At 42.3% G+C, this 25,572-nt stretch carries 20 protein-coding genes; 9 read left to right on the top strand and 11 right to left on the bottom strand.

What is annotated here, in order from left to right; genetic code table 11:
- Positions 1-83: 83 nt before the first annotated feature.
- Complete coding sequence (locus ACST14_RS09440; RefSeq protein WP_459462922.1) at positions 84-464, top strand: Dabb family protein; 381 nt, start codon at positions 84-86, stop codon at positions 462-464.
- A gap of 114 nt (positions 465-578) precedes the next feature.
- Positions 579-1,088 (top strand): nuclear transport factor 2-like protein, encoded by a 510-nt coding sequence (locus tag ACST14_RS09435; RefSeq protein ID WP_459462920.1) that lies wholly within the window; start codon positions 579-581, stop codon positions 1,086-1,088.
- Between the two features lie 85 nt (positions 1,089-1,173).
- Here ACST14_RS09435 and ACST14_RS09430 read toward each other — a convergent pair whose 3' ends face one another.
- Both ACST14_RS09430 and ACST14_RS09425 read right to left on the bottom strand, forming a co-directional pair.
- A complete protein-coding gene (locus ACST14_RS09430; RefSeq protein ID WP_459462918.1) occupies positions 1,174-3,915 on the bottom strand; it encodes a DUF7133 domain-containing protein in 2,742 nt (913 codons plus the stop codon).
- A 123-nt stretch (positions 3,916-4,038) separates the two neighbouring features.
- A complete protein-coding gene (locus tag ACST14_RS09425; RefSeq protein ID WP_459462916.1) occupies positions 4,039-4,716 on the bottom strand; it encodes a TetR/AcrR family transcriptional regulator in 678 nt (225 codons plus the stop codon).
- A 132-nt stretch (positions 4,717-4,848) separates the two neighbouring features.
- Between ACST14_RS09425 and ACST14_RS09420 the strand changes: the two genes are divergently transcribed.
- Genes ACST14_RS09420 through ACST14_RS09405 form a run of 4 tightly spaced genes read left to right on the top strand, consistent with a single transcriptional unit; the run spans position 4,849 to position 10,382 of the window.
- Positions 4,849-6,480: a peptidase domain-containing ABC transporter gene (locus tag ACST14_RS09420; protein WP_459462914.1), complete on the top strand. Its 1,632-nt coding sequence runs from the start codon at positions 4,849-4,851 to the stop codon at positions 6,478-6,480.
- Positions 6,467-7,765: an HlyD family secretion protein gene (locus tag ACST14_RS09415; protein WP_459462912.1), complete on the top strand. Its 1,299-nt coding sequence runs from the start codon at positions 6,467-6,469 to the stop codon at positions 7,763-7,765. Before ACST14_RS09420 ends, ACST14_RS09415 begins: the two co-directional genes overlap by 14 nt.
- Complete coding sequence (locus ACST14_RS09410) at positions 7,755-9,143, top strand: TolC family protein (protein WP_459462910.1); 1,389 nt, start codon at positions 7,755-7,757, stop codon at positions 9,141-9,143. Before ACST14_RS09415 ends, ACST14_RS09410 begins: the two co-directional genes overlap by 11 nt.
- A 45-nt stretch (positions 9,144-9,188) precedes the next feature.
- Positions 9,189-10,382, top strand: a complete 1,194-nt coding sequence (locus ACST14_RS09405; RefSeq protein WP_459462908.1) for a multidrug effflux MFS transporter — start codon at positions 9,189-9,191, stop codon at positions 10,380-10,382.
- On the opposite strand, the gene ACST14_RS09400 is transcribed toward ACST14_RS09405, so the two are convergent.
- From ACST14_RS09400 to ACST14_RS09380, 5 genes are read right to left on the bottom strand one after another with little or no spacing between them, the layout of a single operon-like run.
- A complete protein-coding gene (locus tag ACST14_RS09400; protein WP_459462906.1) occupies positions 10,379-10,705 on the bottom strand; it encodes a DUF6370 family protein in 327 nt (108 codons plus the stop codon). The two genes, ACST14_RS09405 and ACST14_RS09400, sit on opposite strands and share 4 nt — an antisense overlap.
- A 10-nt stretch (positions 10,706-10,715) precedes the next feature.
- Positions 10,716-11,930, bottom strand: a complete 1,215-nt coding sequence (locus tag ACST14_RS09395) for a hypothetical protein (protein WP_459462904.1) — start codon at positions 11,928-11,930, stop codon at positions 10,716-10,718.
- Between the two features lies 1 nt (position 11,931).
- The gene (locus ACST14_RS09390; protein ID WP_459463136.1) at positions 11,932-13,554 is read right to left on the bottom strand and encodes a sulfatase family protein; all 1,623 of its coding nucleotides are present in this window, start codon (positions 13,552-13,554) and stop codon (positions 11,932-11,934) included.
- A gap of 34 nt (positions 13,555-13,588) precedes the next feature.
- Complete coding sequence (locus ACST14_RS09385; protein ID WP_459462902.1) at positions 13,589-14,989, bottom strand: Gfo/Idh/MocA family protein; 1,401 nt, start codon at positions 14,987-14,989, stop codon at positions 13,589-13,591.
- A 45-nt stretch (positions 14,990-15,034) separates the two neighbouring features.
- Positions 15,035-15,952, bottom strand: a complete 918-nt coding sequence (locus tag ACST14_RS09380; protein WP_459462900.1) for a TolB family protein — start codon at positions 15,950-15,952, stop codon at positions 15,035-15,037.
- Between the two features lie 110 nt (positions 15,953-16,062).
- On the opposite strand from ACST14_RS09380, the gene ACST14_RS09375 reads away from it, so the two are divergent.
- Positions 16,063-16,626, top strand: coding sequence for a methyltransferase family protein (locus ACST14_RS09375; RefSeq protein WP_459462898.1), 564 nt, complete (start codon positions 16,063-16,065; stop codon positions 16,624-16,626).
- A 1-nt stretch (position 16,627) separates the two neighbouring features.
- Here the strand turns inward: ACST14_RS09375 and ACST14_RS09370 are convergent, their stop codons facing one another.
- From ACST14_RS09370 to ACST14_RS09360, 3 genes are all read right to left on the bottom strand, one after another.
- Complete coding sequence (locus ACST14_RS09370) at positions 16,628-17,134, bottom strand: hypothetical protein (RefSeq protein WP_459462896.1); 507 nt, start codon at positions 17,132-17,134, stop codon at positions 16,628-16,630.
- Positions 17,135-17,143: 9 nt separating this feature from the next.
- Entirely contained in the window at positions 17,144-19,384 is a 2,241-nt protein-coding gene (locus ACST14_RS09365; RefSeq protein ID WP_459462894.1) for a TonB-dependent receptor family protein, read from the bottom strand.
- A gap of 77 nt (positions 19,385-19,461) precedes the next feature.
- Positions 19,462-20,361 carry a LysR family transcriptional regulator gene (locus tag ACST14_RS09360; RefSeq protein ID WP_459462892.1) on the bottom strand — a complete coding sequence of 300 codons (900 nt, stop codon included), beginning with the start codon at positions 20,359-20,361 and terminating at the stop codon, positions 19,462-19,464.
- A gap of 249 nt (positions 20,362-20,610) precedes the next feature.
- On the opposite strand from ACST14_RS09360, the gene katG reads away from it, so the two are divergent.
- Positions 20,611-22,776 carry a catalase/peroxidase HPI gene (gene katG, locus ACST14_RS09355; RefSeq protein ID WP_459463133.1) on the top strand — a complete coding sequence of 722 codons (2,166 nt, stop codon included), beginning with the start codon at positions 20,611-20,613 and terminating at the stop codon, positions 22,774-22,776.
- A gap of 47 nt (positions 22,777-22,823) precedes the next feature.
- Here the strand turns inward: katG and ACST14_RS09350 are convergent, their stop codons facing one another.
- Complete coding sequence (locus ACST14_RS09350) at positions 22,824-23,471, bottom strand: DUF1801 domain-containing protein (RefSeq protein WP_459462890.1); 648 nt, start codon at positions 23,469-23,471, stop codon at positions 22,824-22,826.
- 54 nt (positions 23,472-23,525) lie between these two features.
- Between ACST14_RS09350 and ACST14_RS09345 the strand changes: the two genes are divergently transcribed.
- On the top strand, positions 23,526-25,532 hold the full coding sequence (locus ACST14_RS09345) for a glycoside hydrolase family 3 protein (protein ID WP_459462888.1): 2,007 nt from the start codon (positions 23,526-23,528) through the stop codon (positions 25,530-25,532).
- Positions 25,533-25,572: the final 40 nt, after the last annotated feature.

Here is a 25,572-nt window from a genome sequence, read left to right as displayed (position 1 = left end):
TTAAGTGTCTAAATTACAGAATTTGGGGTGATTTATTAGCAAAAAGCGCCTTTATCTTGTAAATTGAAACAAAATCTAAATCTATGAAAAGACGTAACTTTATCGCCTCCGCTGGCTTGCTAGCTAGCACCGGAACTTTTAGTGCAGCCGCTAAAAAACCTTTATTGCACCATGTATTTTTCTGGCTAAATAACCCCGCATCCGAAGAAGACAAACAACAATTAGTCAAAGGATTGAAAGCCCTAAAAGGTATTCCGTCTATCAAAGAAATCCACATTGGGACTTTGGCATCCACAGAAAAAAGAGACGTGGTAGACACGAGCTGGGACGTTTCGGAGTTGATGTTTTTCGACGATGAGGCCGGCCAAAAAGTGTACCAAGATCACCCCATCCATGTCGACTTCGTGAAAAACTATGCGCACTTGTGGAAAAAAGTAATCGTGTATGATGCGGTAGATGCGTAAAGGAATTTGTTCCTAAATCCGTAAAGGGAACAAAGCTTGTTTGATGGTTAAGGAATAAGGGGAATTATTACGCGTTCTTTGGCACTTACATAAACCCATTAAACAATCAAAGAAATGAAAAAAATCATTCTATTATTCGCGCTTGCGGGAAGCATTTTCGCTTGTACTAAAAAAGAAGACGGCGCAGCTGCTTCTACTGGCGCAAAAGGCCAAAACGGTATCACCATCGACAGTTCTGCTAACACAGATTTAGTGAGAAAAATGATTGCAGCGTATGAATCTGGAGATTCGGCAGCTTATCGTTCTACCTATTCTGCTGATGTTGTATTTCACGATAACTTAGACTCAATGGGTATCGATGGAAATATGTCTATGTTTAAAGTATCAGCAGACAAAGGAATCAAAATTAAGGTTATAGTGGGGCCGGTTTGGGAAAACCAATTCGATAAGCCTTCTTCAAAAGGCTACACTAGTTACGTTATGAGTCATACAACTAATATCTACACAAGAGGCGATAAAACCGCTAAGAATGTCACTTTTGTAGTAGATGCAATCAAAGATGGCAAGCTAGTAGAGGAGTGGTTATTCTACGAAAAAGCTGCTGTTGCGGAATTATTTAAATAAATTATTTGGAGCAGCGCCCTGCGGACGCTGCTCCTTTTTTTAATTGATGAATGGCTAGCAAATTCAGGGGCCTAACAGTTCAATCTTAGCGCAATCCATAAATCTTCATCGATCGCATGGACCACGGGGTAATGTTGTCGGCGGCGGCGTTAACTCCTTCCGCTAATTTCAAGCGCAAGAACTTAGTACGAGTTGGGGTCATAGCCACGATATTATCTCCTTGTGTTCCTTTCACATTCGCTTGAACTAACTTCCAGTCAGATCCGTTAGTCGAGGCCTCGATGATTAAATTACGTGGATACGTATGCGTGAATTCGGGTGTGACTCCGGCAGCCGGTCTTTGGCCTCTTTTAAATCCAGACGTAGAGGTAAAATGGAACTCAGACAAGGTATATTCGGAAGGGAATTCCACTTGGAAAACCATGTCTTTTTCTTGCGTTTTGCCGGTTGACCAGCCTTCGTAATTGAAGGCGCTTTTGGGTGAAGCATTGCCTCCCACGCGAGTGGACGCGGTATGAGTGGCGTAGAATTTCCAGCTTTGGTCCGGAACAAATTCCATCGGAACCTGCTTCGCTAAAGACTCAAATTTATACATCCCCGACTGCTTGTTTGTGTTCGCACGGATGGCAGCCACCTGCGCAGGAGTCACGAATGACGCGTCATTTGATAAACCATTTCGGATATAAGAAACGACATCAGCAATCCACTGATCTGACTGCTCCTTCATCGGTTGCATTAAACCACCCGCATAAGTTTTACCTTCAATCGCTCCTTCTAGTCCGTGTAAAATCACGCGAATTGCATACTCTGGATGTTGCTGAATGCGGAAGGATCCTGCCAAAGCCGGCGCTAACAACTTCCCATTTCCCATCGGCTTACCCATCCCATCGTTCCCGTGACATTGTGAACATAATTCCGCAAACACTAATTCCCCGCGCTCTAAAACCCCCTTTTGCTCCTTGCTTAATTCCGGTGCATTAAATGGCCCATTCGTTCGTGGTTTAGGAGGCGTAATAATTTGCTCTCCTATCAACTTTACCCCTGCCGATTTATTGGAAGCTAGTGTTGCTTTAATCCCTGATTCTAGTTCAGGAACTTTGAGGAATTTTTGAGTAAAAATCGCCTGCATCACCACATCATTATCCGAATCGGCTAACGCTTTTTTATACAATTCCGCTAAGCCTTTTTCCCCCGCTTTGTATAAAGTTTCCGAAGCTTTCAAAGCTTGAATTCGAATGCGTGGATTCACGTCTGACATCAGTTTAGTAACAGTCGCCACTTTCAAAGAACCTAAGCCTTCTAATGTCCAAATCGCATGTATTCTTCCATTCACATTCGTCCCTTTCAAGGCCAAAGCATTCAAGGCCGGCACCACTGATTTATCATTGCGCTGCACTAACACCTGTTGTGCCATATCTTGCCACCAACCATTCGGGTGATTTAAATAGGTCACTAAAGTCGCGGACTTATCATCGTACATGCGAGGTTGTTTCGAGTCGCGCTTGAAGCCCTCATGACTTACTCGCCAAATACGTCCTAAACCCACCACTTTATCTAACTTGTACTGCTCAATTTTCATGCGTAAGTAAGAGCCTTTAGGAGTCCATTGTCCTTCTTGAATAATACCGTGATACATATCCACGATGTACATCGTTCCGTCTGGTGCGGTAGCCATATCGATAGGGCGGAACAAAGGATCGGTCGAGCGAATAAACTCGGATTTTTGATCTTGGAAAACGTTATGAAGTGTGGTTAAACCGTCCTTTTTAATGGGGTTGATTTGGCGTACAATACGCGCCACTGGCTCGCCATAAAATAGCTGCCCGCGAACTGAAGCGGGTAAACGATCTCCGCGGAAAATATCATTTCCAGCTGAGCCTGTCACGCGATTTAAGGAACCATCCGGCTGACGAATTTCGTCCATTCCACCCTGCATGTCGGAAACTTTTACCGGCGCGCCGTAAGGAACAACGAAGCCTGGTGCTAGCTCATTCGGCACCTCAAAATTGCCGTATTGAATCGGGAATTGAAAGTGAGATGGCACGCCAGAGGCTCCACCTTGAAAGTACAATTTTCCGTCATCATCCTGCGTAATTCCCCATTGAGCGCGGTTTGCACCGGTTTTTTCGCGGATAATTCCGGTAGGAGTTTCTCTGATTCGGAAAGCGTTTACCGTTGAATATAACCAGTTGTCCATCCCATAAAACAAGAAGGCTTGTTGGTGCTCTACATTTCCTGAACGTCCATATTTGTTAGCGAAAAACTCCTTTTTATCGGCCTTTCCATCGCCATTCGTGTCCGTGTATTTGTAGATATTATCTTGATCAGATTCCATTGTTAACACGCTATTTTTGCCATAAGGCAAAACAAAACGTGGGAAGATTAATCCGTCCACGAAGGCCGTTCCTGTCTCGTAAATTCCGTCATTATCTTTGTCTTCCCAGCGAGAAATACGGCTGGTCGGTTCTAATTCGTTTTTGGAATCCGCATCTAACATATAGGATCTTAACTCCAAAACATACATCCGGCCATTCCCGTCAAACACAATTTCCGCTGGCTGCTGAATCTGCGGCTCCGTTAAAACGGGTTGCATTTTATAGCCCTCAGGCAATAAAAACTTCTTTAATTGCTCGTCGATAGTTAAGGGTTGAACCGGAGCTTTAGGCGCTAAATCAATCCCTTTCCAGTTCTCATCATTTGGATCAACTCCATCCGGAATTTTCAAGGTATCTAAAGATGTCTTACTAGAAGAAGTAGAGGAATGAAAGGAGGCCAAAACAGAAAGCGTCAGCATTCCCGCCAAAGATAATACGGCTAATTTTTTCATGTAGGTTTAGAATTTTACACAAGAAATACAGAATTTCACTGAATTACAAGGGCTTACATCGAGATATCAGGGCAGGACATCTTACATAGCGACCTACATGGGAGGAAATAAGTCCGGAAGGGGTCAATTTGCCTGCAAGGATTTAAATAATAAATCCTTTAAATAGGTCTCGACAAATGACTGCTTATTCTCCTTACCCGCGTCAGTTAACCTAGGTAAATAATGGCTAAAAAATAGCTGCGAATGAGCTGTTTCAATGAGGGTACTACTTAAAGAATGTGGATAAGGATAGGCAGGATTATGGGACTGAATCAACTCCGAAATACAGGCACAGAGATCCTTAAACGGCTTAAATACCTTGTCTTCATTGATCTCTTTTACTTCTTTAACTAAGTATACTTTGCTACTCTCAGAAATAACGATTTGATGGAGGTAATTTTTATTATAATCCGTTTGACCAGCACTCTCCGGTAGCGCGTGCGTCAGCAATTCAACTAAGCGATTTAGTTTATCTGTAGAGGTAGACAAAGGCTGCAACTGAAATACGACCAAGTATTCCATATAAGACCAATACCAATTTAATATATAGAGAAGTATACGGTGCTTGTTCTCAAAATACCGATAAATAGTTGCCTCCGTGGTATTCATCTCTAACGCCAGTTTCTTAAAAGTAAAATGCTCGAAACCTAGCTTATAAATTAAATCAATAGCGTTTTTAACGATTTGCTTACCCAGCTCCGTGCTTTCCGGATCTCTGATGTAGATCTTTTCGTTTACCTTAAAACTGAGAGAATAGTCCATTTTAATTCGCTTATTACACAACAAATCTAATGATATCTTTACTAACACAAAAGATATTTTAACGTTTATTAATAATAGTATTACTATTATATAAAAAAGTATTCATAATTTTGCAGAAGAAACATAAGAATTATGCAAAATATAAGTCCGCTAAAGAGGATACAAGCACTAATCCGGGGTCATAAAAAGGAGGTTGTTTCGATCTATCTATTTTCGATTTTGGGTGGTATTGTAAACCTGAGTCTTCCGCTAGGAGTTCAAACTATCATCGGTTTAGTGATGGGTGCTACGATGGTCACCTCCATCTATGTGTTGATATTTTTAGTGGTTTTAGGTGTCTTTCTGATGGGTTTATTCCAAATCAATCAAATGAAAATTATCGAGTCGATCCAACAAAGAATCTTCACTCAATATGCGTATGATTTTGCGGAAAAGATACCTATGCTGGATTTGAAGCAAATGGATAAATTTTTTATTCCAGAGAAAATGAATCGGTTTTTTGATACCGTAAACATCCAAAAAGGTTTTGCAAAATTACTATTGGACATTCCAGTCGCAAGTGTTCAAATTGTCTTTGGGATTATTTTACTTTCCTTGTATCATCCCCTATTCATCATTTTAGGTCTTATATTATTACTCCTTTTGGTTTTGATTTTATATTATACCAGCGAAAAGGGGATCGAAACAAGTATTGAAGAATCAAATTATAAATACGAAGTAGCTGGTTTTTTCGGAGAAATTGCAAGAACAATTAAAACCTTCAAGTTTAGCCAAGGTTCCGATTTAAATTTGATTAGAACTGACAAAAACGTGAGTGGTTATCTGGGTGCTAGAACAAAACATTTCCATGTTTTACTTTTTCAATATAAAACCCTCCTATTTTTTAAGATCAGCTTAACCGCGTTAATGTTAACTTTTGGCTCTTATCTATTAATCACCCAACAGTTAAATATCGGCGAATTTATAGCCGCAGAAATCGTGATATTGTTGCTGATAGGCGCAGTTGAAAAGCTAATTATTAGTTTAGATAGCGCCTATGATGTGATCACGGGATTAGAAAAATTAGCAAGTATAACTGAAAGCCCTATAGAAACGAGCGGAGATTTAGAACTAAGTACTCGAGTAGGTTTAGAGATTGAAATGAGAAATTTCTCCTTTGAATTTGAGTCAGGCAAACCTGTTTTAGATGGTATCAACTTACATATTCATTCAGGTGAAAAAATACAATTAAATGGGCCAGATGGTTCAGGAAAGTCAATATTTATGCGGATCCTGACAGGGAATTATCTAGACTTCCAAGGAATATTGATGATCAATAAAGTTCCCATAAAAAATTATAGCCTATCCAGTTTGCGAAAACATACGGGCATATTATTGCCTGGACAGGAAATTTTTGGAGGGACCGTATATGAGAATATCAGCTTAGGTAAATCAGAAATCACCCCAGCTATCATTTTAGAGACGGCTAATCAACTCGGAATGTCTGATTTTTTAAATCACTTTCCACAGGGTTTTGATTCCTATATTGAGCCTATCGGTAAAAAAACTCCACAAACCATTATTAAAAAAATATTGCTTTTGCGTGCCTTGTCTGGAGAAAAAAGATTACTTCTTTTAGAAAATCCTTGGACTGGATTAGACGCAGAATTAGCAGAAAAATTACGCGAATTCTTGCTCAAAAAATCAAACGCAACCGTTATTATTTCTACCCATGAATCGAATGGATTCGATCAAAAAATTATCATAAAAAATGGAAAAATTTAAGTCCTTTAACGAAATATACTTGCGTGATAAGGGGCCTAAAACCAAGCCTTGGCTAATCGGTTTAGGCTTAATCATGCTAGGAATTTTGTTTTTGCCTTGGACCCAAAACATTAAATCGAAAGGAAATATTACCAGCCTTTTCCAAGAGCAAAAGCCACAAAAAATCTATAGTCCCATCGCTGGCAAGATGAATCGCTGGTGGGTGAAAGAGGGGGATTTTGTGACCCAAGGGGATACTTTGGCAAAAATCAGCGAGATCAAAGCCGAATACTTAGACCCTAAATTAATTTCGAGAACACAAGAGCAGTTAAATGCAAAAATAGGAACGGTTGGATTTTATGAGCAAAAAGTAAAATCGACGGAGGATCAAATCATAAATCTACGCACCTCTAAGAAATTAAAACAAGATCAATTAGCTAATAAAATCACCCAATTACAGCAGAAATTAACGGGAGAAAGATCCGAATTAGATGCAGCTTCTAATGAGTATAATTTAGTAAAAGATCAATTCGAACGGAACCAAAAAATGTTCAAGGAAGGTTTGATTTCGCAAACGACATTCCAACAAAGAAATGCGGCGATGCAGAATTCTTTAGCGAAAAAAACCATCTCAGAAAACAAGGTAAACCAAACCCTGCAAGAGGTTCAAAATACAAAAATTGAATTGCGGGGAGTGGATCAGGAATACAGTGAGAAAATGAATAAGGCGGAGAGTGATAAATTCCAAAGTCTAGGCATGATCGAAACGGGTAAAGGCGAAATCGCTAAGTTAGAAAACCAAGTCTCGAATTATACAATTCGAGATGAAATGTACTACATACTTGCTCCCCAAAGTGGACAAATAATTAATGCGAAAAAAGCGGGTATTGGAGAAATTTTAAAGGACGGCGAAGAGTTGTTAACCATCGTACCATCGAATACAAACTATGCAGTGGAAATGTACGTCCGACCTGTGGACTTACCCTTATTGATGCCTGGCCAAGATGTGAGGTTTATTTTTGATGGATTCCCGGCAATCTTATTTGCTGGCGGCTGGCCAGAACAAAGTTTTGGAACCTTTGCTGGCAAGATAAAAGCGGTTGAAAACAACATCGATGAAGAGGGTATGTTTCGTGTGATCGTAGTGGAAAATCCGAAAGAGAAAAAATGGCCTAAGCAAATTAAAATGGGAGCCGGAGCAAAAGGAATAGCCTTGCTGAATGATGTGCCACTTTGGTACGAATTATGGCGAAACATTAATGGATTCCCACCAGATTTTTATACGTTAAAAAAGGATGAAAAATAGTTTTATTGCCTTCTTGTTTTTGAGTTTTTCAAGCCTAGCTCAGACGCCCGTATTATATCCTGAAGCGTTCCTAAAAATCGTACAGACCTATCATCCCATTGCTAAACAAGCAGGGATCGGGGTGCAGAAATCGGAGGCCCAAATCCTACAAGCTAGAGGTGGTTTTGATCCTATACTTAGTCATTATAGCACGCAGAAAACCTTCGACGGGAAAAACTATTATACCTCCCACGCTCCTGAGCTTAGTATTCCCACGTGGTATGGAATTGAATTGCGATCTGGCCTTGAAAATTTACAAGGAACGCGCCTGAATTCGAATGAAACTTTAGGTGAAACTAGCTATATCGGGATTACTGTTCCTCTAGCGAAAAACTTGATCATGGACCAGCGTAGGGCTAGCCTTCAGCAAGCTAAATTAATGAATCAAATGGCCCTTCAACAGCAGAGAAGTATTCTCAATGACCTCTTTTCGGACGCGATGGGCTCGTATTGGAATTGGGTAAAAAGTGTGCGCGTTTTACGAATTGTGGATCAGAATCTACAGATTGCGACCGCACGTGTTTCTTTCGTGAAACAAAGTGTAGAGCTAGGAGAAAGACCAGCCGTAGATACGGTAGAAGCCACGACTCAGCTTCAATATTTTGAAAATCTATACCAAGAAAAATGGGTGGAACGGGAGAATTCTCGCCTCTCCCTATCTGTGTATTTATGGCAAGAGAATAATACCCCGCAAGAGTTATCTTCAGAGGTGCAGCCGGCAGAAGTGGCGAATGAATTCGCTTGGCTTGCAGACTTTGACCTAAATCTTTCCTCGCTTATCGAAAAAGCCTACGCAAATCACCCGGATTTGAGTGCTTATCAATTCAAGATTGAGGGACTTCAGGTGGAAAAAAAGTTGAAGTTCCAAAGCTTGTTGCCTAAACTAGATGTGACTTACAATGCTTTATCTAAAGGGCTCACGCCTAGCGTGGAAGTGCGCCCGCTTTTTGAGAACAATTACCAATACGGTATCAAATTCGAAATGCCACTTCGCCTTTCAAAAGGCCGGGCCGATTACGCTTTGGCTAAGTTAAAAATTCAAGAAGAGTCGCTTAATTTGGCCCAAAAAAGACAACAAATTCAAGTGGAAGTGAGTTCGTATTTTAATCAAGTAGAGAGCCTAAAAAAGCAAATTGATACACAACAGAAAGCTGTTTTAAACTACCAAGCTTTAGTAAAAGCAGAAGAAACCCGATTTGAACAGGGAGAATCTTCCTTATTCTTAATCAACACGCGGGAGACCAAAGCGATGGAGGCGGCCGAAAAATTAACCGAGCTAAAGGCCTACCTATTTAAGGCAATCTATGCCTTGCAGGCAAGTGCGGGGGTATTAATTTAGGAATTTTGGGCGTACCTTTGCCTTTTCTAAAATATCCCCTCTATAATGCCTAATTCTGCGAACCGCACGAAAATTATCTTAATATTAGGAATCTTGTCAGCCATTGGACCCTTGTCCATTGACATGTATTTGCCCGCCTTTAAAAACATTGCATCCGTGCTGAATTGTTCGCAAGAACAAATGGGCTATACGTTATCGAGTTTCTTCTTTGGGATTTGCCTGGGGCAGTTAATCAGCGGTCCCTTACTCGACCATTTTGGACGCAAAAATGTACTTTATATCGGTTTATCCGTCTATGTTCTAAGCTCAATTGCTTGCGCTTTCGCTACTTCGGTGGAGATGCTCGTGGTATTTCGCTTATTCCAAGCATTAGGTGGTAGTGTGGGAATGGTCGCTCCTAATGCGGTGATTCGAGAGACTTTTGAGGAAAAAGAACGGCCCAAGGTTATGTCATTAATGATTTTAATTTTAGGTGTTTCACCCATATTAGCTCCTTCACTAGGCAGTCTATTATTAACCATCGCGAGCTGGAAAGCTATTTTTTTAGTCCTAGCTTTCATCCTTACTGTTATTATTTTCTTGATCAAATCTTGGTTACCTGAAAAGACGAATCGCGAACACGGCGGACCGTTCCGCATTACAACGATCATTAAGGCATACAAGGCCTTGTTCAAGGAAAAAGAATACCTCGTTTTTGCCTTCACGGGGGCGATAGGGGCCGGCAGTATTTTCACCTATGTGGGTGGTGCACCGCTAACCTTTTTAACATATTATGGGGTGGATGAGTCCAAATTTGGGTTCATTTTCGCGATCGTTGCTTCCGGAATTATCTCGGCGAGTCAATTGAATCGCGTGGTTTTGAAGAAGTATTCGAGTTTACAAATTTTGAAAGTGACATTGCCCACGCAATTAATCCTGGGCTTGATTTTATCTATTTTAGCAAAGCTAGACTTGCTAACTATGGAAATAAATATCGCCTTATTATTCCTGATTATGGGTTGTCAGGGTTTCAATTTCCCCAACGTGGCGACACTTGCCTTGCGTCCATTTCACCGAGGGGCTGGTACTGCCTCCGCGATGTTAGGCTCTATTCAGATGGCTTGGGGAGCTGTATGTGCTACGCTGATTGGTCTGCTATTTGACGGCACACCTTTCACCATGGCGATCATCATTTTCGGATGCGCGGTGCTAGCTAATTCGATTTTATTCGGAATCGGACGAAAATATATTTCAGTTTAAGGCTTTAAAAGCTCGAAATAGCTGACCACGAATTTATCGCCTTTCAAGTAGCCTTGAACTTTGGCCTTACGTACAGCCATACAAAAGCCTTTCTCTTCATGGGCATCCCCATGATCGTCTAGCCCCGTGCCTTCGACCGCATAGGCCTTCCCTTCGTATTTAACCGCGAGGTAGCATTCCTTTCCTGGCATTTTAAAATTACACGAGCCACAAGACGCTTCTAGTTCTAAAACTGGCTTAGAGGCGTCCAGCTTCCCTGCCGGCTTAGATTGTGCAGAAGCCGTAAAGGCTGCTAAAAAGAAGAATAAAAAGAGCTTTTTCATATAGGTAAAGTTAAAATAATAAAGGAAATACAAAGCTAACAATCGCTGCCCAAACGGCATAAAAAGGAAGGTAGGACGTCAAGCTTTTTTCTACGGCTTCGATACGTTCATTCCCTTTTAGAAATGACCACAGCTTCAGCGTTGTAATCATCAAATGCACCATGACGAGTGCATTACTTCCTAACACAGCCAGGCGATTCGGTGTAATGCCAAATTCCACTAATCGGAAACCGATGGCAGACAAGGCAATGCCATTATCTATAATCGCTAAAACCGCTAGAGCAAATAAGAAGTATTGGTGAACGCGGGACGCATTTTGCTTAGTCGCCTCCCCTAAGGAGAACAAGATCAAGGCCATTACTCCAATGAGTACACCGTTAAATAGGAGCAAAAACTCGCGGTCATTATAGGGGTCTTTCCCAGAATAAATGATCGCCACTAGGAAAATGGCTAAGGTCAAAGTCACTAAAGGGGTAAAAATACGTGCGATGACAGGGGAAATTTTGCTGACTAAGCTGGCGTTTTGGCGAACTAAAAAGGTAGCGAAAAGAGGCACAGACGGAAGGATCGAAAGGACTAAATAGCGGAAATAAAAATCCTCAATTTTTAACTGAATTAAATTAAAGAGATTAATCGTCAACGCGGTAAATAGGCCTCCCGCTAATCCAATTACGGTAGTCATCACGACTAAATCTCCATGATAACGCAAGAAATCCATTCTCTTCGCGGGATCTGAGCCTGCAAAAATATAGCCAACCGAAAGCCAAATCAAAATAGGAATATGCAGGCAGGTTAAAAGTAAGGTGGTGTTTTTTTCAGGTAAAAAATTGATAAAAACAATGGAAGCGGCTAAAATCGCCAAAGGTGCCAAAAGCTGTCGAAGCGACATCCCCTGCTTATAAGCGAAATAAGCGCCTATCCCCGGCATCACGATAAAGGACATGTTGCGGGGAAAATAACGATCATGCGAAATGGAAAAAATGTCCGGTAACTGCATGAGAAATCCGGCTAACAGCGCAAAAATTCCTACCACGATCCAGTCGCTCATCGAACCCCAGGAGGTGGTCGAAACAGCTAATCGTTCCCGCCAAATTTGCGCCGAAACCTGCGTGGAAATTTGAGGATATACCGCTTCGAAAGCTCGGCTAAATTCCGCTGGGTTCGAGCGATAGAGTTGCTCAAGCCCCGCTGGATTTGAAATATCAGTGATAATTTGGTTTTCCATTTTACTTTTGTTTTGCATTCATCTCAGAGGCCTTCCCCTTAGGAGCACCATATACCTTCCCCGCCGCCGCATCTTTCAAAAAGCGATCAATATACCCCTGGCTAATCTCTGGATTGTCTTTATACTTTACCCGAAGCGCATCTAATTGCTTATGTAAAACCTTCCGAATAGATGAATATGCCGGATCAGTATACACATTTTTCATTTCCATGGGATCCTTCTCGCGGTCGATTAATTCCCATTCATCCGACTTAAAATAATAATGAATCAGCTTGTACTTCTTCGTCACAATCGCATAATGCCGATTCACCATGTGCTCTGCTGGATACTCATAATAGTGGTAATAAACCGCATCCCGCTTCCATGGCTTTCCAGTCATGAGAGGAATTAAACTTTGGCCTTGCATATCCACAGGAGCCGGCACGCCAGCCGCATCTAAAAAGGTTTGCGCATAATCGAGGTTTTGAACTAATGCATCCGAACGCTGGCCTGCCTTAATATGGCCTGGCCAGGAAATCATCAATGGCGTTTTAAAGGACTCGTCATAGACAAATCGTTTATCAAACCAGCCATGTTCCCCTAGGTAAAATCCTTGGTCGGATGTGTACACGATGATCGTGTTTTCCATTAATTTATTAGCTTCCAAATAATCCAATAAGCGCCCCACATTTTCATCCACAGCACGCAGCGTGCCTAAATAATCTTGCATATAGCGCTGAAATTTCCAACGCATTTTATCTTGATCCGTCATACTCGGATAGGCCTTCAAAAATTCCGCATTGATCCGATCATAGACTCGGTCAAAGTTCGCTTTTTGACTCGGATTTAAGCGACCCATGTCCGCTTTAAATCGTTGCTTATCAGATCTGATTTCAGGAATCTTTAATGAATCCAATACCGCAGGATAGATTTTATTATCCCCAGCCCAACCCATACTCGTTAAAATATTCATCTCGGCCTCTTTAGCAGGCGAAGTTCGTCCAGCATAATCATCGAAGAGCGTCTTCGGTTCTGGAAACGTTTTTTGAGTCATTTCGTCCAAATGCCGTTCCGCCATTAACCAAGGACGATGTGGCGCTTTGTGCAAATACATGAGCATAAATGGTTTCTCTGAAGATCGCTCCTTCTGCAACCAATCCAGCGTCATATCGGTGATAATATCCGTCACGTAACCCGTGACCTTGATCTTCCCTTCATTTTTGGTAATAAAATCAGGGTTATAATAATTCCCCTGATCGGGAAGAATCTTAAATTGATCGAAGCCCTTCGGGGTATTACCAAAATGCAGCTTGCCAAACATGGCCGTTTGATAGCCATTCGATTGCAATAATTGCGGAAAAGTAGTGTTAGTCGTATCAAATGGAAAATGATTATCCACTTTCCCATTTAAATGTGAATGCTTGCCTGTTAAAATGGTGGCGCGACTAGGGGCGCAAATCGAATTCGTAACACTCGCATTAGTAAATAGAATGCCAGACTGAGCAATGCGGTCAATGTTAGGGGTGGAAAGCAAGCGCTGATCATAGGCTGAAATGGCCTGATAAGCATGGTCATCTGACATGATGAAAATGATGTTTGGGCGTTTATTAGGATTCTTTTGTCCCAAAAGAGAATGACTTAGCATCCCTATAAAAACCCAAACAACAATTCTTTTCATCTTATTTTAATTTCATATTCACTGGATCCCATTGAATGATCTTCTTGCTGAAGTAACTTTCGTTACAAGCTAAAGCCGGCGCTGCCGCTCTAAAGCCAAATGTCGCATCTTCCACCACGCTCGTTCCATTGCGAATCGCGTCAAAGAAATTCGTGAAGTGATCCACGTGCTCATCGTATCCTGGAGGCGCTTTGAAAATAACATCTTCTTTAATCGGGCGCTTGCGTTGCGCTTCTGTCCATTTAGCGTTGTAATCCCGTGTCATTTCTTCCTGCATACTTTTAGGAAGTGTAAACACGGAATCGTATCCACCGAAACCTGGTGCTTCTGGCAAAATGCTATGCTTCACAGAAATCGTATTTCCTTTCACGTCCATCACCCCTTCCGAGCCGATCAAACGAATCACCTCTTGGCCACCCGTTCCACTGATAAAGTTGACTTGCAAAGTTAGTTGGAAGGCTGGATGCTCCGGCGTGTTTCCATATTGCATGACGCCAGACATGACATCAGGCAAGTTACGACCATCATTCCAGTGACTAAATTGCCCCGTAGAGAAAATCGTTTCTGGACCCTTAGAGTTCGTCATGAAGTGCGTTCCTGACAACAAATGGATGAATAAATCGCCCGCTACGCCAGTTCCTACCTCTTTAAAGGCACGCCACCAGAAGAATTTCTTCGCGTCGAATTCCATTTTAGCCGTAGCCTCAATGAAGCGATTCCAATCACACGTAGATGCGTCTGCATCTTTAGGAATGGTATATTCCCAGGCGCCTATAGAGCTTTGGCGATCATATACCGCGTTGACCATATTTAGTTTCCCGATCTCGCCCGCTGCTAACATCTCTTTCGCTTTCGCTAAGCCGATGCTACTCACGCGCTGAGATCCTACTTGTAAGACTTTGCCGTATTTCTTTTGGGCTGCAATCACCTTAGGGCCTTCGTCTATTTTATAGACCATCGGTTTTTCGATGTAGACGTGTTTGCCTTTTGCCAAAGCGTCGATCGTAATGCGCGCGTGCCACACATCGTGTGTCGCGATGATCACCGCATCGATGTCCGAGCGGTCTAATAATTCTTTGTAATTACGTGTCGTGTATAAATCTTTCCCGTATAATTCCTTCGCGTTTTCGATACGTCCCGTATATAAATCACAAATTCCAGCTAATTCGACTCCGGGAACTTTCAGTGCTGAGGCTAAGTCAAAGTGACCTTGTACCCCAAAACCAATCACTCCTAAGCGAATTTTTTCGCCCACTGAAATGCGTTTTTCATAGGTTAAAATACGTTCCTCTGCTTTTTGTTGAGCGCCTAAAGAGGCGAAGGGCGAAGAGGCTGCCACGAGGCTAGTTGCCCCAATTTGTTGTAAAAACTTCCTTCTCGAAGCTTGACTATCTTTGTTCATTTTAACGTTCATATTAACTAGGTTTTTTGTGAATTTACTTCCTTTTTACAAATCTTCCAAAGCATACCGTACGTAGGCGAATTTCTTGCCATCTGGACTCCAAGAAGGCACATTAATCGTTCCTTGTCCTCCATAAAATTCCTCCGTTAAATCTTTCACTTCTTTCGTTTTCAGATTCAACAGACGCAGTTTTACTTGATGGCCAAAAGGATGGGACTGCTTTTGGTCCTCCACATAGGTAATAATCGTAGCCACCTTGTTATTAGGAGAAATGTGCGCGAACCAATTCGAATGCGCATCGAAAGTCATCTGCTCTGGATCAGATCCATCCGCCTTCATCCGCCAAATCTGCATCATCCCTGAACGATACGAATTAATATAAATGTATTTGCCGTCTGGAGAATATTCCGGCCCATCATCTAGGCTTTCATCTGTTGTCAAGCGAATTTCTTCCCCTCCATTTGTCGACATCGCGTACACATCAAAATTCCCGTTTCTAGACGCGCAATAAACCATCATTTTCATATCTGGGGAAACCCCGTGCCAATAAGACGGCGTTAATGGAGTAAGTTGAACTGGCTCACCCCCATCAGCTGAAACTTTATAGATGAAGGATGAACCTCCTTTTATCTCTGGTTTTCCACTGGAAATAAACAAGGTTTTTCCATCAAAGCTGTACCCATGATCATTATTCGCCTTCGCGACAGAACCCGTGTTTAACTCGCCTAATTTCTCGCCTTTCGGGCTGATTTTTTCAAGTTTTCCGTAGGCATTGATGAGTAGAAACTTTCCATCACGAGACCAGTTAGGGGCTTCGAAATGCCGCTTCTCCGTTAGGATTAAATCCGATTTGCCCGAGGCAAGATCATAAACGTAAAGTGAGGTGATCACCTTTTTCCCAGCAGGTATCTGAGCAGACAAGGATAGGCTGAACCCCAGCAAAAGGATAGCTATTGTTTTCATGTTTCATCGGTTTAGAAACATAAGTTAGAAAATTATTTAGCTTTTCATGTCCTGACCGAAATGAATGAGATTATAAATTAGCTTAGATTTGTTGCTAATAATCTATCACTATGGAAATCACAATTCTAGGTTTAGCCTGGGTGTTTTACTTTTTTGTCCACAGCTATTTAGCCTCCGCAGAAGCAAAATCGATTATTGAAAGGAAATTCCCCTTCCTTTTTACCTATTATAGGATCCTATATAACCTCATTGCTATAGGAGGATTGATTCCTTTAATCATACAAAGTTTCCTAATCCCAGAGGCCTATTTGTTCTCTGGCAGCAAATCGGCGGGGGCATGCCTTCTAGTAATCGGTTTGATATTATTAATCCTGGCTTTCAAGGCTTTTGATGGAGCAGAATTTCTAGGGATTAAGGCGGAAGGAAAACCTGAATTAGTCCAAAAAGGGATGTACCGCCATGTTCGCCATCCCCTTTATTTCGCAACAATCATCTTGATTTTAGGTCTTTTTTTGCTCGTCCCCACCGAAAAAATGGGACTCATCTTAGTGATTTCCTATAGCTATATCCTGATCGGCTACCGCTTAGAGGAGAGCAAATTAATTGCTGTTTTTGGCTCAGAATATACCTCCTACCAAAAACGCGTTAAAGCACTTATTCCTTACCTATATTAGATTACAGTAACAATAAAATAATGGTCAAAACCGCTCCTGCCAACGTAAATAGCATCGCTTTTTTAAATATACTTGTCTTAGGCAAAAACATCCAGAAGGATGAAATCACGAAGAAAAGTAAGGATAAGCCGAAGAAAATATTGAGGTAAAAAAGCGGGTCATTCGTGGTTGCCTTGTGCAATTTCGTCATCTTATTTACGATTGCAGGCTGCTCTGAAACGGTATAATCCGCGGCCCCGGTCTTTGAGTTATAGGTCCCTTGCTTAAAGGAAACTACATCGCCCATCGTCGTGTCGGGCTTAAAGCCTTTAATGTGTAATTCTTTCCCTAACGATTCCCCTTGCAAACCTGGCTTTAAAGTTTGCACCTTGTGCACATCGCTCTTTAAAAAGCTTGTCTCGCGAAAGATTAAGATGATTCCGCTGATGGAATAAACCGCCATAATACCAGCTAAGAAGAAGCCTAGGTAACGGTGATAAGTACGCATTTTAGTGGATACTGAGCTCATAAGAAATATTTACAGGTTAATTTTTACCCCAAAATTAGCAGAAAAAGGCATTCCAGGCCGGTATCCTTGTGGTAAATTTGCCACGATGTACCGATTATTAAACATATTATTAATCGTGGAGAAAAAGGAAACGAATTTAGTCAAGTGATAATTTCCGCTCACATCCACTACCCAATATTCCCCCATCGTATTGACATCCGTGTATTTCGCACTCAATGAGGGGATAATCTCTGCCGGTTTCCCCGTTTTAACTCGGGTATCTCCCGTGTAGCGACTACCCAAAGTGATATTAAATTTCTCCGATTCCAGCCCCACACTAAGTGACAAAAGCTGCGGCGTAATAAAGGGGATAGACTCTCCGCTGTTAATCGTTCCTGTACCCCAATCGCCTCCAGCATTCACGAATGTTTGCATAAACTTCGCGTCATTATACGTGTAAGCGATGCTCAAGGGTAATCGCCATTTTGTAGATGAACGCCATAAGTTTTGTTCCAAACTAAATTCAATTCCTTGGATTTTCGCGTTACCCGCATTGAACATATCGCCGGTTCCAGCTCCGCCACCGGAGACATTATCCGACCCTAAAATGTTTTGGTAATTATTCAAGAAGCCAATCGCCTGCAGCTTAAAGTCCTTATAATTAACCTTGTATCCAAGCTCATAACTAATGGCTGTTTCCGTTTTTGCTTGAATGGCACTTGAACTTACGGAGGGCATTCCCGGAGGAGAAAAACCTTTATGTACGCCACCAAAAACACGCATATTTTCTCTCACAACATAGCTTATCCCGACCCCAGGTAAAAGTATATCCAATTGATTCGTTGCAGATTTTAAGGCAGTGCCTAAGCGAGCATTATCATTATTGCCAAAATTATCGAAGGCCAATTCCATATTCTCATACCGTATTCCAGGGCTGATGGTCAGTTTATCCCAAGCCATTTCATATTGCACATATCCCGCCACACTTTTTGCCTGGCGAATTTGATTCTCCGCATTTCCCTTAACACCAGCAGAATTCAACACCATCGTGGCATTAGACATAAGGTAAGTAGATTGCGTGGCATATCGATCCGCTTGGTCTTGGTGATAACGAATCCCCGCTTGAATTTTATGTCGAATGTCCCCTGACTCAAAATCATACGTCAGATTCGTTTGAACACCCAACACGTGAAAGGTCCTAGCGGCACTTTGGAAATTCAAATTACCGTTCGACTGACCCGTCATGATAGAATAAGCCGTTGCATTGCTCGCAGGATCTGCTAAAATAGTGGCAATACTCACTCCTCCGATCGAATTAACGCGCGCCCAATCTCTAAACGTTTTAGCGGCATAGGCCGTAGAGATGATACTTAATTTATTTGTTGGGTTGATGCTGTGTGTCAAAGAAAGATGCTGGTGATTCATATCCAGCAGGTCTTTTTGCGTTGCCGCATAACGTCTGTTGGAATTAGTTAGGAAATCATTGAAAATCAGGCCTAAATACGTTTCGTTGCCCTCCTCTGACATCGTCAAGAATTTTAAGCTAAGCGATTGATTGATCGGGGCGTTTACATCCGAGTGCCAGCGAACCTTCCCCATCAAGTCTCTACGATCGAAACCAGTATTCGCACCAGAAGGTAATTCCTTAAATCCATTACTGGCAAGGCGATTAACTTCGAACAGGTAGTCGATATTTTTATGGCTATTCCCTATCCAAATTCGTTGCTGATTCGTGCCAAAACTTCCATACGAAAGCTGAGCAAATCCTTTAAATGCGTCAGGAATAGAGGTGGAAATTAGATTAATAGCTCCTCCTATCGTATAAGGGCCATGTTTTACCTGGCTACTTCCCTTTAAAACCTCCAGCTGTTCCATCCGCGCAAAAGTGGGGAAATAATAGGCCGACGGATCTGAATAAGGCGCAGGTGCCATTAAAATTCCGTCCTCCATTAAGGTAATCTTTGCGCTACGATTCACGGGTGTACCTCGTAATCCGATGTTTGGACGTAGGCCAAAACCTTCCTCATCGCGTACATTTATTCCAGGAATAGTTTGAATGACTTTATTTATATCGGGTTGGTTAAGCTTTTGAATTTTGGCAAAATTAACCAAAGCCCCAGAGCCCACCACTTTATAAGGACTTGTCCCCATGATACTTACTTCCTTTAATTGCACTGCATGTAAACTGTCAGTAGACTCCGATTGCTGAGCAAAAACAGGATGAAAAAAGGCAAAAAAAACGATAAATTGATGTATTGAAATTTTAGGCATTTTTATTTAGACTAATTATAAATAATGCCCAAAAGTAAAACGCCATCTGCAAAAATGCAAGCTTATTTAGAATTATTTTAAATAACTTTTATTCCGTGTAGTGCAACTAGCTCTTTTATATCGACGGTTAAGCGCTTAATCACATTCCACTTAGCATAAGGTCGGTTGTAACAGAGGCTTACTTCCCGTTCTAACTTCCCATCTTCTAATTCAATCAGAGCAGTTCTACGTTTATCGGAGAGTTGCTTTGCGTACAGTTTGGGCAAAACGGTCACTCCTTGAAAATCATCTACTAAATTCAATAGCGTTTCAAAGGTATTTGCCTCAAAACGAAGATTCCCCGGTAAAAATTTATTCTTTTTTAATTCGCATAACTGAATGATTTGATCTCGGAGACAATGGCCGTCTTGTAATAAAAAAAAGCGTTGCTGATTAAGTTCAGCCGTTTTGATCGAGGCTTTTTGAACATGCCCATACAGCACTAATTCCTCTTTATAAAGTAATTCCGTTTCTAGATCCGATGAGGAAATCGGTGTACTTAAAATCCCCAAATCCAACTTCCCTTCCTGCAGACTTTTCATCAATTGAGGAGTGGTTTGCTCCTGAATTTCAAATATCAAGGCCGGATATTTCTCCAGTAAGGGTTTTAAAATAATGGATAATAAGGAATTAGCAATCGTAGGAATGACCCCTAATTTCACCTTGCCTTCCATTTTACGGTTAATGGATTTAGAGGAATCCATCAGTGCATTCGCATGTGCCACTACCTGTTGTGCTTGATTAAGTATTTCGCGGCCATTTTCGGTCACGGCAATTGGACTCGCCTTGCGATCGAAAATCACAATATCCAGCTCCTCTTCCAGTTTTTTCACCATGGCGCTTAACGTCGCCTGTGTAACATGACAATAATCCGCTGCTTTGGAAAAACTTTTGAACTGATCAACTGCCAGTATGTATTCTAATTGATGAATATTCATTGATATAGATTTTATCTATGCCAAATATAGAAAAAATCAGTTTCCTCTATACTAAAATAGGCTTTAAATTAGCTCCACTAAAAATAAAGAATCATGAAAAAACTACTATTCATTGGTGCATTTTTCGCTACAATGGCGGCACAAGCCCAAGACTATTCAGCTAAACCGGCAAATCCGCATGCGGCAGCAGGTGCTAATCCACATGGAGCTAATCCACACGCAGCAGCAGGCGCAAATCCACATGCGGGGATGAATCCGCATACGGGCATGAAGTTATCGGGAACTACGAATAACGACTGGTGGCCAGGACAATTAAACGTGGCCATGCTTCGCCAAAACTCAGAGAAGTCAAACCCAATGGGTGCTGACTTCAATTACATCAAAGCATTCAAGAGTTTAGATTATGCCGCTTTGAAAAAAGACATCGGCAAGGTATTGACTACATCACAAGAATGGTGGCCGGCTGATTTTGGCAATTACGGACCCTTATTCATTCGTATGGCTTGGCATAGTGCAGGAACCTATCGTTCAGGTGACGGCCGTGGAGGTTCGCGCGCGGGCCAGCAACGTTTTGCGCCATTGAACTCTTGGCCAGATAACACAAACCTAGACAAAGCGCGTCGTTTGTTATGGCCCATCAAACAAAAGTATGGTGATAAAATTTCTTGGGCTGACTTAATGGTCTTGACTGGAAACGTATCGCTAGAACAAATGGGCTTTAAGACTTTTGGTTTTGCCGGCGGTCGTACGGACGTTTGGGAGCCCGAGAACAATGTGTATTGGGGTTCTGAGAAGAAATGGTTAGACGATAAAAATCGCTATTCAGGTGATCGTAAATTAGAGACGCCATTAGCGGCGGTTCAAATGGGATTAATCTATGTGAATCCAGAAGGGCCTAATGGTGTTCCGGATCCAATAGCTTCTGCGAAAGATATCCGCGAGACATTTGGCCGTATGGCGATGAACGATGAGGAAACTGTTGCGTTAATCGCAGGTGGTCACACGTTCGGTAAAACACACGGTGCAGGTCCTGCTACAAACGTAGGAGACAATCCGGAATCAGCGGGCATCGAAGAGCAAGGAATGGGCTGGAAAAGCACGTACAAGTCAGGAAAAGGAAAAGATGCTATCACGTCTGGTTTAGAGGTGACTTGGACGTCGACACCTACACAATGGGGTATCGGATACTTGCAATTATTGTTCAATAACGAGTGGACTTTAGAGAAAAGCCCAGCAGGTGCTAACCAATGGATTGCGAAAGATAGTCCAAACATCATCCCAGATGCGTTTGACAAAAACGTTTTCCACAAGCCGACGATGTTAACGACGGATATCGCGTTGCGCGTTGATCCTGCTTACGAGAAAATCTCCAAAAACTTTTTAGAGAATCCGGAAGTATTTGCGAAGGCTTTTGCCAAAGCATGGTTCAAATTAACGCACCGCGATATGGGCCCTAGCTCGACGTATTTAGGACCAGAAATTCCGAAAGAAGAATTGGTTTGGCAAGATCCAATTCCAGCGTTGAATCACGAGGTAATCAATGCGCAAGATATTGCAGCTTTGAAAGCATCCTTATTGACTTCTGGTTTATCGATCAGCGAATTGGTATCGACGGCTTGGGCTTCGGCTTCAACTTACCGTCACTCAGATCGCCGCGGTGGTGCAAACGGAGCGCGTATTCGCTTAATGCCACAACGCAATTGGGAGGTAAATAATCCAAAGCAATTGGAGAAAGTCTTGACGGTTTTGGAAAAAATTCAAAAAGATTTTAATGCCAAATCAGGTAAGAAAAAAGTATCCATCGCCGACTTAATCGTCTTAGGTGGTTCAGCAGCGGTAGAAAAAGCAGCAGCGAATGCGGGTGTGAAAACAAGCGTTCCTTTTACACCAGGTCGTATGGATGCGTCTCAAGCGCAAACGGATGTTGCATCGGTAAACTTGTTAGAACCAATGGGTGATGGTTTCCGCAACTACTTGAAAACGCGTTACACACTTTCGACCGAAGAAATCTTCGTAGACAAAGCGCAACTATTAACGTTAACGGCGCCAGAAATGACGGTATTAACCGGTGGTATGCGTGTGTTGAACACGAATTACAATGGTTCGAAGCACGGTGTGTTTACAACGAAGAAAGACGCGTTAACGACTGATTTCTTTGTGAATTTATTGGAGATGGGTACTACCTGGAAACCAACGAACGATACGAAAGAAGAGTTCGCAGGAACGAATACAAAAACAGGAGCGGCAGTAGCTACGGCGACACGTGCTGACTTGATTTTTGGTTCGAACTCAGAACTTCGTGCACTTGCTGAAGTCTATGCAACGAAAGATGCACAAACTAAATTTGTGAAGGATTTCGTAGGAGCTTGGACGAAAGTGATGAACTTAGATCGTTTCGATGTGACTTATAAATAGTTTTTTGGGTTGAGTTTAAAGCCAGCTGCTCGAAAGGGTGGCTGGCTTTATCTTTTAAAATTCTCAATCGCTTTATGCGATCCATCGCAACTCGGCTTCCGCTTCGTTAAACCGCAAATGCAATCGGTAATTCCGATGCCTTTCAGTATGTATTTTTCATTTTTCTCGATGCGCGAAGTGCGTGTTTCGGACTGCTTCCCGTCTGAAAAAAAGCGCAAATAGGCACGCTGACGACCTGGGGTGAGTGTTGAGAAGGCTGTTTTCAGAGCAGGCTTCGCAGCGAAAATAGTGACTAATTCTACTGGAAATGGTATCTCTGCAGGCTTCTCTAATTTAAGTCCTAGCTTTTCTACCTCGATAGCTTCGAGGATGTAGGCTTTAATGAGGTCTTCTTTGGCCAAAATCTGCTCCACCGAACTAAACTTCATCCAACGACCTAATTGCGTATGCTCTCCGGGTTTAATTAATAAGCCCTCCTCGTCCTGCAGCAGCGCTCCATTGAAAAAATTCAGGGCACAATGCTCTTTTAAACTAGAAATGGCGATTAGATTTTTCGAGCCCATCCTATACACCGGGGTCTTCCACTTATAAGTTTCGATCATCATACAGTCGAGTAAAATATGACGCAAATACGCCATCTCTGCACGCCACTTGTCGGCACTTTGTATGAATTCGTCTACATTAGGGTCTTTCATCTGATTAGAAATAGGTTCGAATGTGCTTTCCTATACAAAGAAAGAAAAAAACCTATGAAATCACGTATCCTTTTGGCCTTGCTTTTTGCATCCGGCTCTCTATTCGCACAAACGCAACCTGTGTTAGTGGCCATGAAAGCTCCCACTTTACGTATCGGAAAATTATCGTTTAAAGATTTAAACAAGAATAATAAACTAGATAAATACGAGGACTGGCGCTTGCCTGTTGAGGCACGAGTGAAAGACTTGGTTTCGCAGATGACTTTGGAAGAAAAAGTAGGCTTCATGCTGATCAGTACTACGCGTATGGGAGGCGATCAAGTTTTCAATAATGGGGTTCAAGGCAGCACTGGACCTCGACCGAAAATCACGGAAGGCTTTAACGAGGAAGATCAGGTACAAAGTACCAATATGTTTACGCGTAAACCATTAGCTTCCCCTAATATGGGAGCTGCGGGTACGACCAAAGGGGTAACGCAATTTCACCTTCGCCATTTCATTTTACGAGCGAATGCTGAGCCGGCGATTTTGGCCAAATGGTCGAATAATCTACAAGAACTTTGTGAATCTACTCGCCTGGGTATCCCCGCGATTGTGGCTTCCAATCCACGAAATCACGTGACCACAGATGCCTCGGTGGGATTAAGCGTAGGCGTAACATCCTTCTCAAAGTGGCCGGGTGAATTAGGTTTAGCAGCCATGCGCGACTTTACGTTAACACGCAAATTTGCAGAAACGGCAGCGACCGAATGGCGCGCGGTGGGTCTACGAAAAGGCTACATGTACATGGCTGATTTAGCGACGGAGCCGCGTTGGGGTCGAGTGGAAGGAACCTTTGGCGAAGATGCTGATTTAGCATCGAATATGATTACGCAGATTGTGTTAGGGTTTCAAGGAACTAAACTCTCGTCTTCCTCCGTGGCGATGACCACCAAACACTTCCCAGGTGGCGGCCCGCAAGAAAACGGACAAGATTCTCACTTTGATTGGGGAAAATTTGCGCATTATCCTGGCGGGATGTTTGACTTTCACGTGAAGCCATTTAAGGCTGCGATCGCGGCAGGAACGTCGGCGATTATGCCTTATTATTCTGCGCCAAAAGGCAAAGAGTTCGAAGAGGTAGGTTTCTCATTCAACAAAGCAATGATTGGTGATTTATTGCAAGGCAAATTAGGTTTCAAAGGAATCATCAATTCAGATACGGGCCCTATTGAGATGATGCCTTGGGGGGTAGAAAACATGACTATTCCGGAGCGTTACCAGAAGGCGTTGAACGCGGGTGTAGATATTTTCTCCGGTTCTGCAGATCCAACGACCTTAATCGAAGTGGTTAAGAAAGGAATGGTTTCAGAGGCACGCATTGACCAATCGGTAGCGAAATTATTGACCGAAAAATTCGTCTTAGGTCTATTTGAAAATCCGTATGTAAATGTGGAAGACGCGGTGAAAATCGTAGGTAATAAAGAGGCGGTGGATGCGGCTAATTTAGCCCTTCGCAAATCTATCGTACTAGTGCGCAACGACGAAAAACGTTTGCCTATCGCGAAGAAGACCAAAGTCTATTTCGAGACCTATTTCAACTCTGGTCGCAATGCAGCAGAGGCGATCAAGGTGTCAAAACCGAATTATCCAGGCTTAGAATTCGTATCCACGAAGGAGGAGGCAGATGTCGTTTTATTGTGGTTAATTCCTTCAGCAGGTGGTTTATTCAGTTCACAGGGTTCAAAAATTGATTTAAATTTGTCGGCAAACCGCATCGACGTCGCACATGTAAATGAAATATTGAACGCGAAGCCAACGATCCTAGCGATCAATTACACGAACCCGTGGGTGATTGGGGAAATCGATAAGGGGAAGGCTTCTTCCATTATTGCGACTTTTGGGACGACACAAGATGCCCTGTTAGATATCGTAACGGGAGCTTATAATCCATCAGGCAAAATGCCATTTACCACTCCGTTGAATCAAGCAGTGGTGGATGCAAATAAATCAGATGTTCCGGGGTATATGGAAGGCCCGGGGTATGGTTTGTTTGCGTTTGGACATGGATTGAGTTATTAAAGGAAGGGGGCTTAATCGCCCCTTTTTTATATCTTTGGGA

Source organism: Aquirufa sp. A-Brett2-15D, assembly GCF_054558735.1.
The sequence above is the reverse complement of the archived record's forward strand: the minus strand, read 5'-3'. Positions and strand labels throughout refer to the sequence as shown.

Coding starts and splice junctions, on each gene's coding strand:
- ACST14_RS09440 (WP_459462922.1), top strand. CDS start 84: ATGAAAAGACGTAACTTTATCGCCTCCGCTGGCTTGCTAGCTAGCACC.
- ACST14_RS09435 (WP_459462920.1), top strand. CDS start 579: ATGAAAAAAATCATTCTATTATTCGCGCTTGCGGGAAGCATTTTCGCT.
- ACST14_RS09430 (WP_459462918.1), bottom strand. CDS start 3,915: ATGAAAAAATTAGCCGTATTATCTTTGGCGGGAATGCTGACGCTTTCT.
- ACST14_RS09425 (WP_459462916.1), bottom strand. CDS start 4,716: ATGGACTATTCTCTCAGTTTTAAGGTAAACGAAAAGATCTACATCAGA.
- ACST14_RS09420 (WP_459462914.1), top strand. CDS start 4,849: ATGCAAAATATAAGTCCGCTAAAGAGGATACAAGCACTAATCCGGGGT.
- ACST14_RS09415 (WP_459462912.1), top strand. CDS start 6,467: ATGGAAAAATTTAAGTCCTTTAACGAAATATACTTGCGTGATAAGGGG.
- ACST14_RS09410 (WP_459462910.1), top strand. CDS start 7,755: ATGAAAAATAGTTTTATTGCCTTCTTGTTTTTGAGTTTTTCAAGCCTA.
- ACST14_RS09405 (WP_459462908.1), top strand. CDS start 9,189: ATGCCTAATTCTGCGAACCGCACGAAAATTATCTTAATATTAGGAATC.
- ACST14_RS09400 (WP_459462906.1), bottom strand. CDS start 10,705: ATGAAAAAGCTCTTTTTATTCTTCTTTTTAGCAGCCTTTACGGCTTCT.
- ACST14_RS09395 (WP_459462904.1), bottom strand. CDS start 11,930: ATGGAAAACCAAATTATCACTGATATTTCAAATCCAGCGGGGCTTGAG.
- ACST14_RS09390 (WP_459463136.1), bottom strand. CDS start 13,554: ATGCTAAGTCATTCTCTTTTGGGACAAAAGAATCCTAATAAACGCCCA.
- ACST14_RS09385 (WP_459462902.1), bottom strand. CDS start 14,989: ATGAACAAAGATAGTCAAGCTTCGAGAAGGAAGTTTTTACAACAAATT.
- ACST14_RS09380 (WP_459462900.1), bottom strand. CDS start 15,952: ATGAAAACAATAGCTATCCTTTTGCTGGGGTTCAGCCTATCCTTGTCT.
- ACST14_RS09375 (WP_459462898.1), top strand. CDS start 16,063: ATGGAAATCACAATTCTAGGTTTAGCCTGGGTGTTTTACTTTTTTGTC.
- ACST14_RS09370 (WP_459462896.1), bottom strand. CDS start 17,134: ATGAGCTCAGTATCCACTAAAATGCGTACTTATCACCGTTACCTAGGC.
- ACST14_RS09365 (WP_459462894.1), bottom strand. CDS start 19,384: ATGCCTAAAATTTCAATACATCAATTTATCGTTTTTTTTGCCTTTTTT.
- ACST14_RS09360 (WP_459462892.1), bottom strand. CDS start 20,361: ATGAATATTCATCAATTAGAATACATACTGGCAGTTGATCAGTTCAAA.
- katG (WP_459463133.1), top strand. CDS start 20,611: ATGAATCCGCATACGGGCATGAAGTTATCGGGAACTACGAATAACGAC.
- ACST14_RS09350 (WP_459462890.1), bottom strand. CDS start 23,471: ATGAAAGACCCTAATGTAGACGAATTCATACAAAGTGCCGACAAGTGG.
- ACST14_RS09345 (WP_459462888.1), top strand. CDS start 23,526: ATGAAATCACGTATCCTTTTGGCCTTGCTTTTTGCATCCGGCTCTCTA.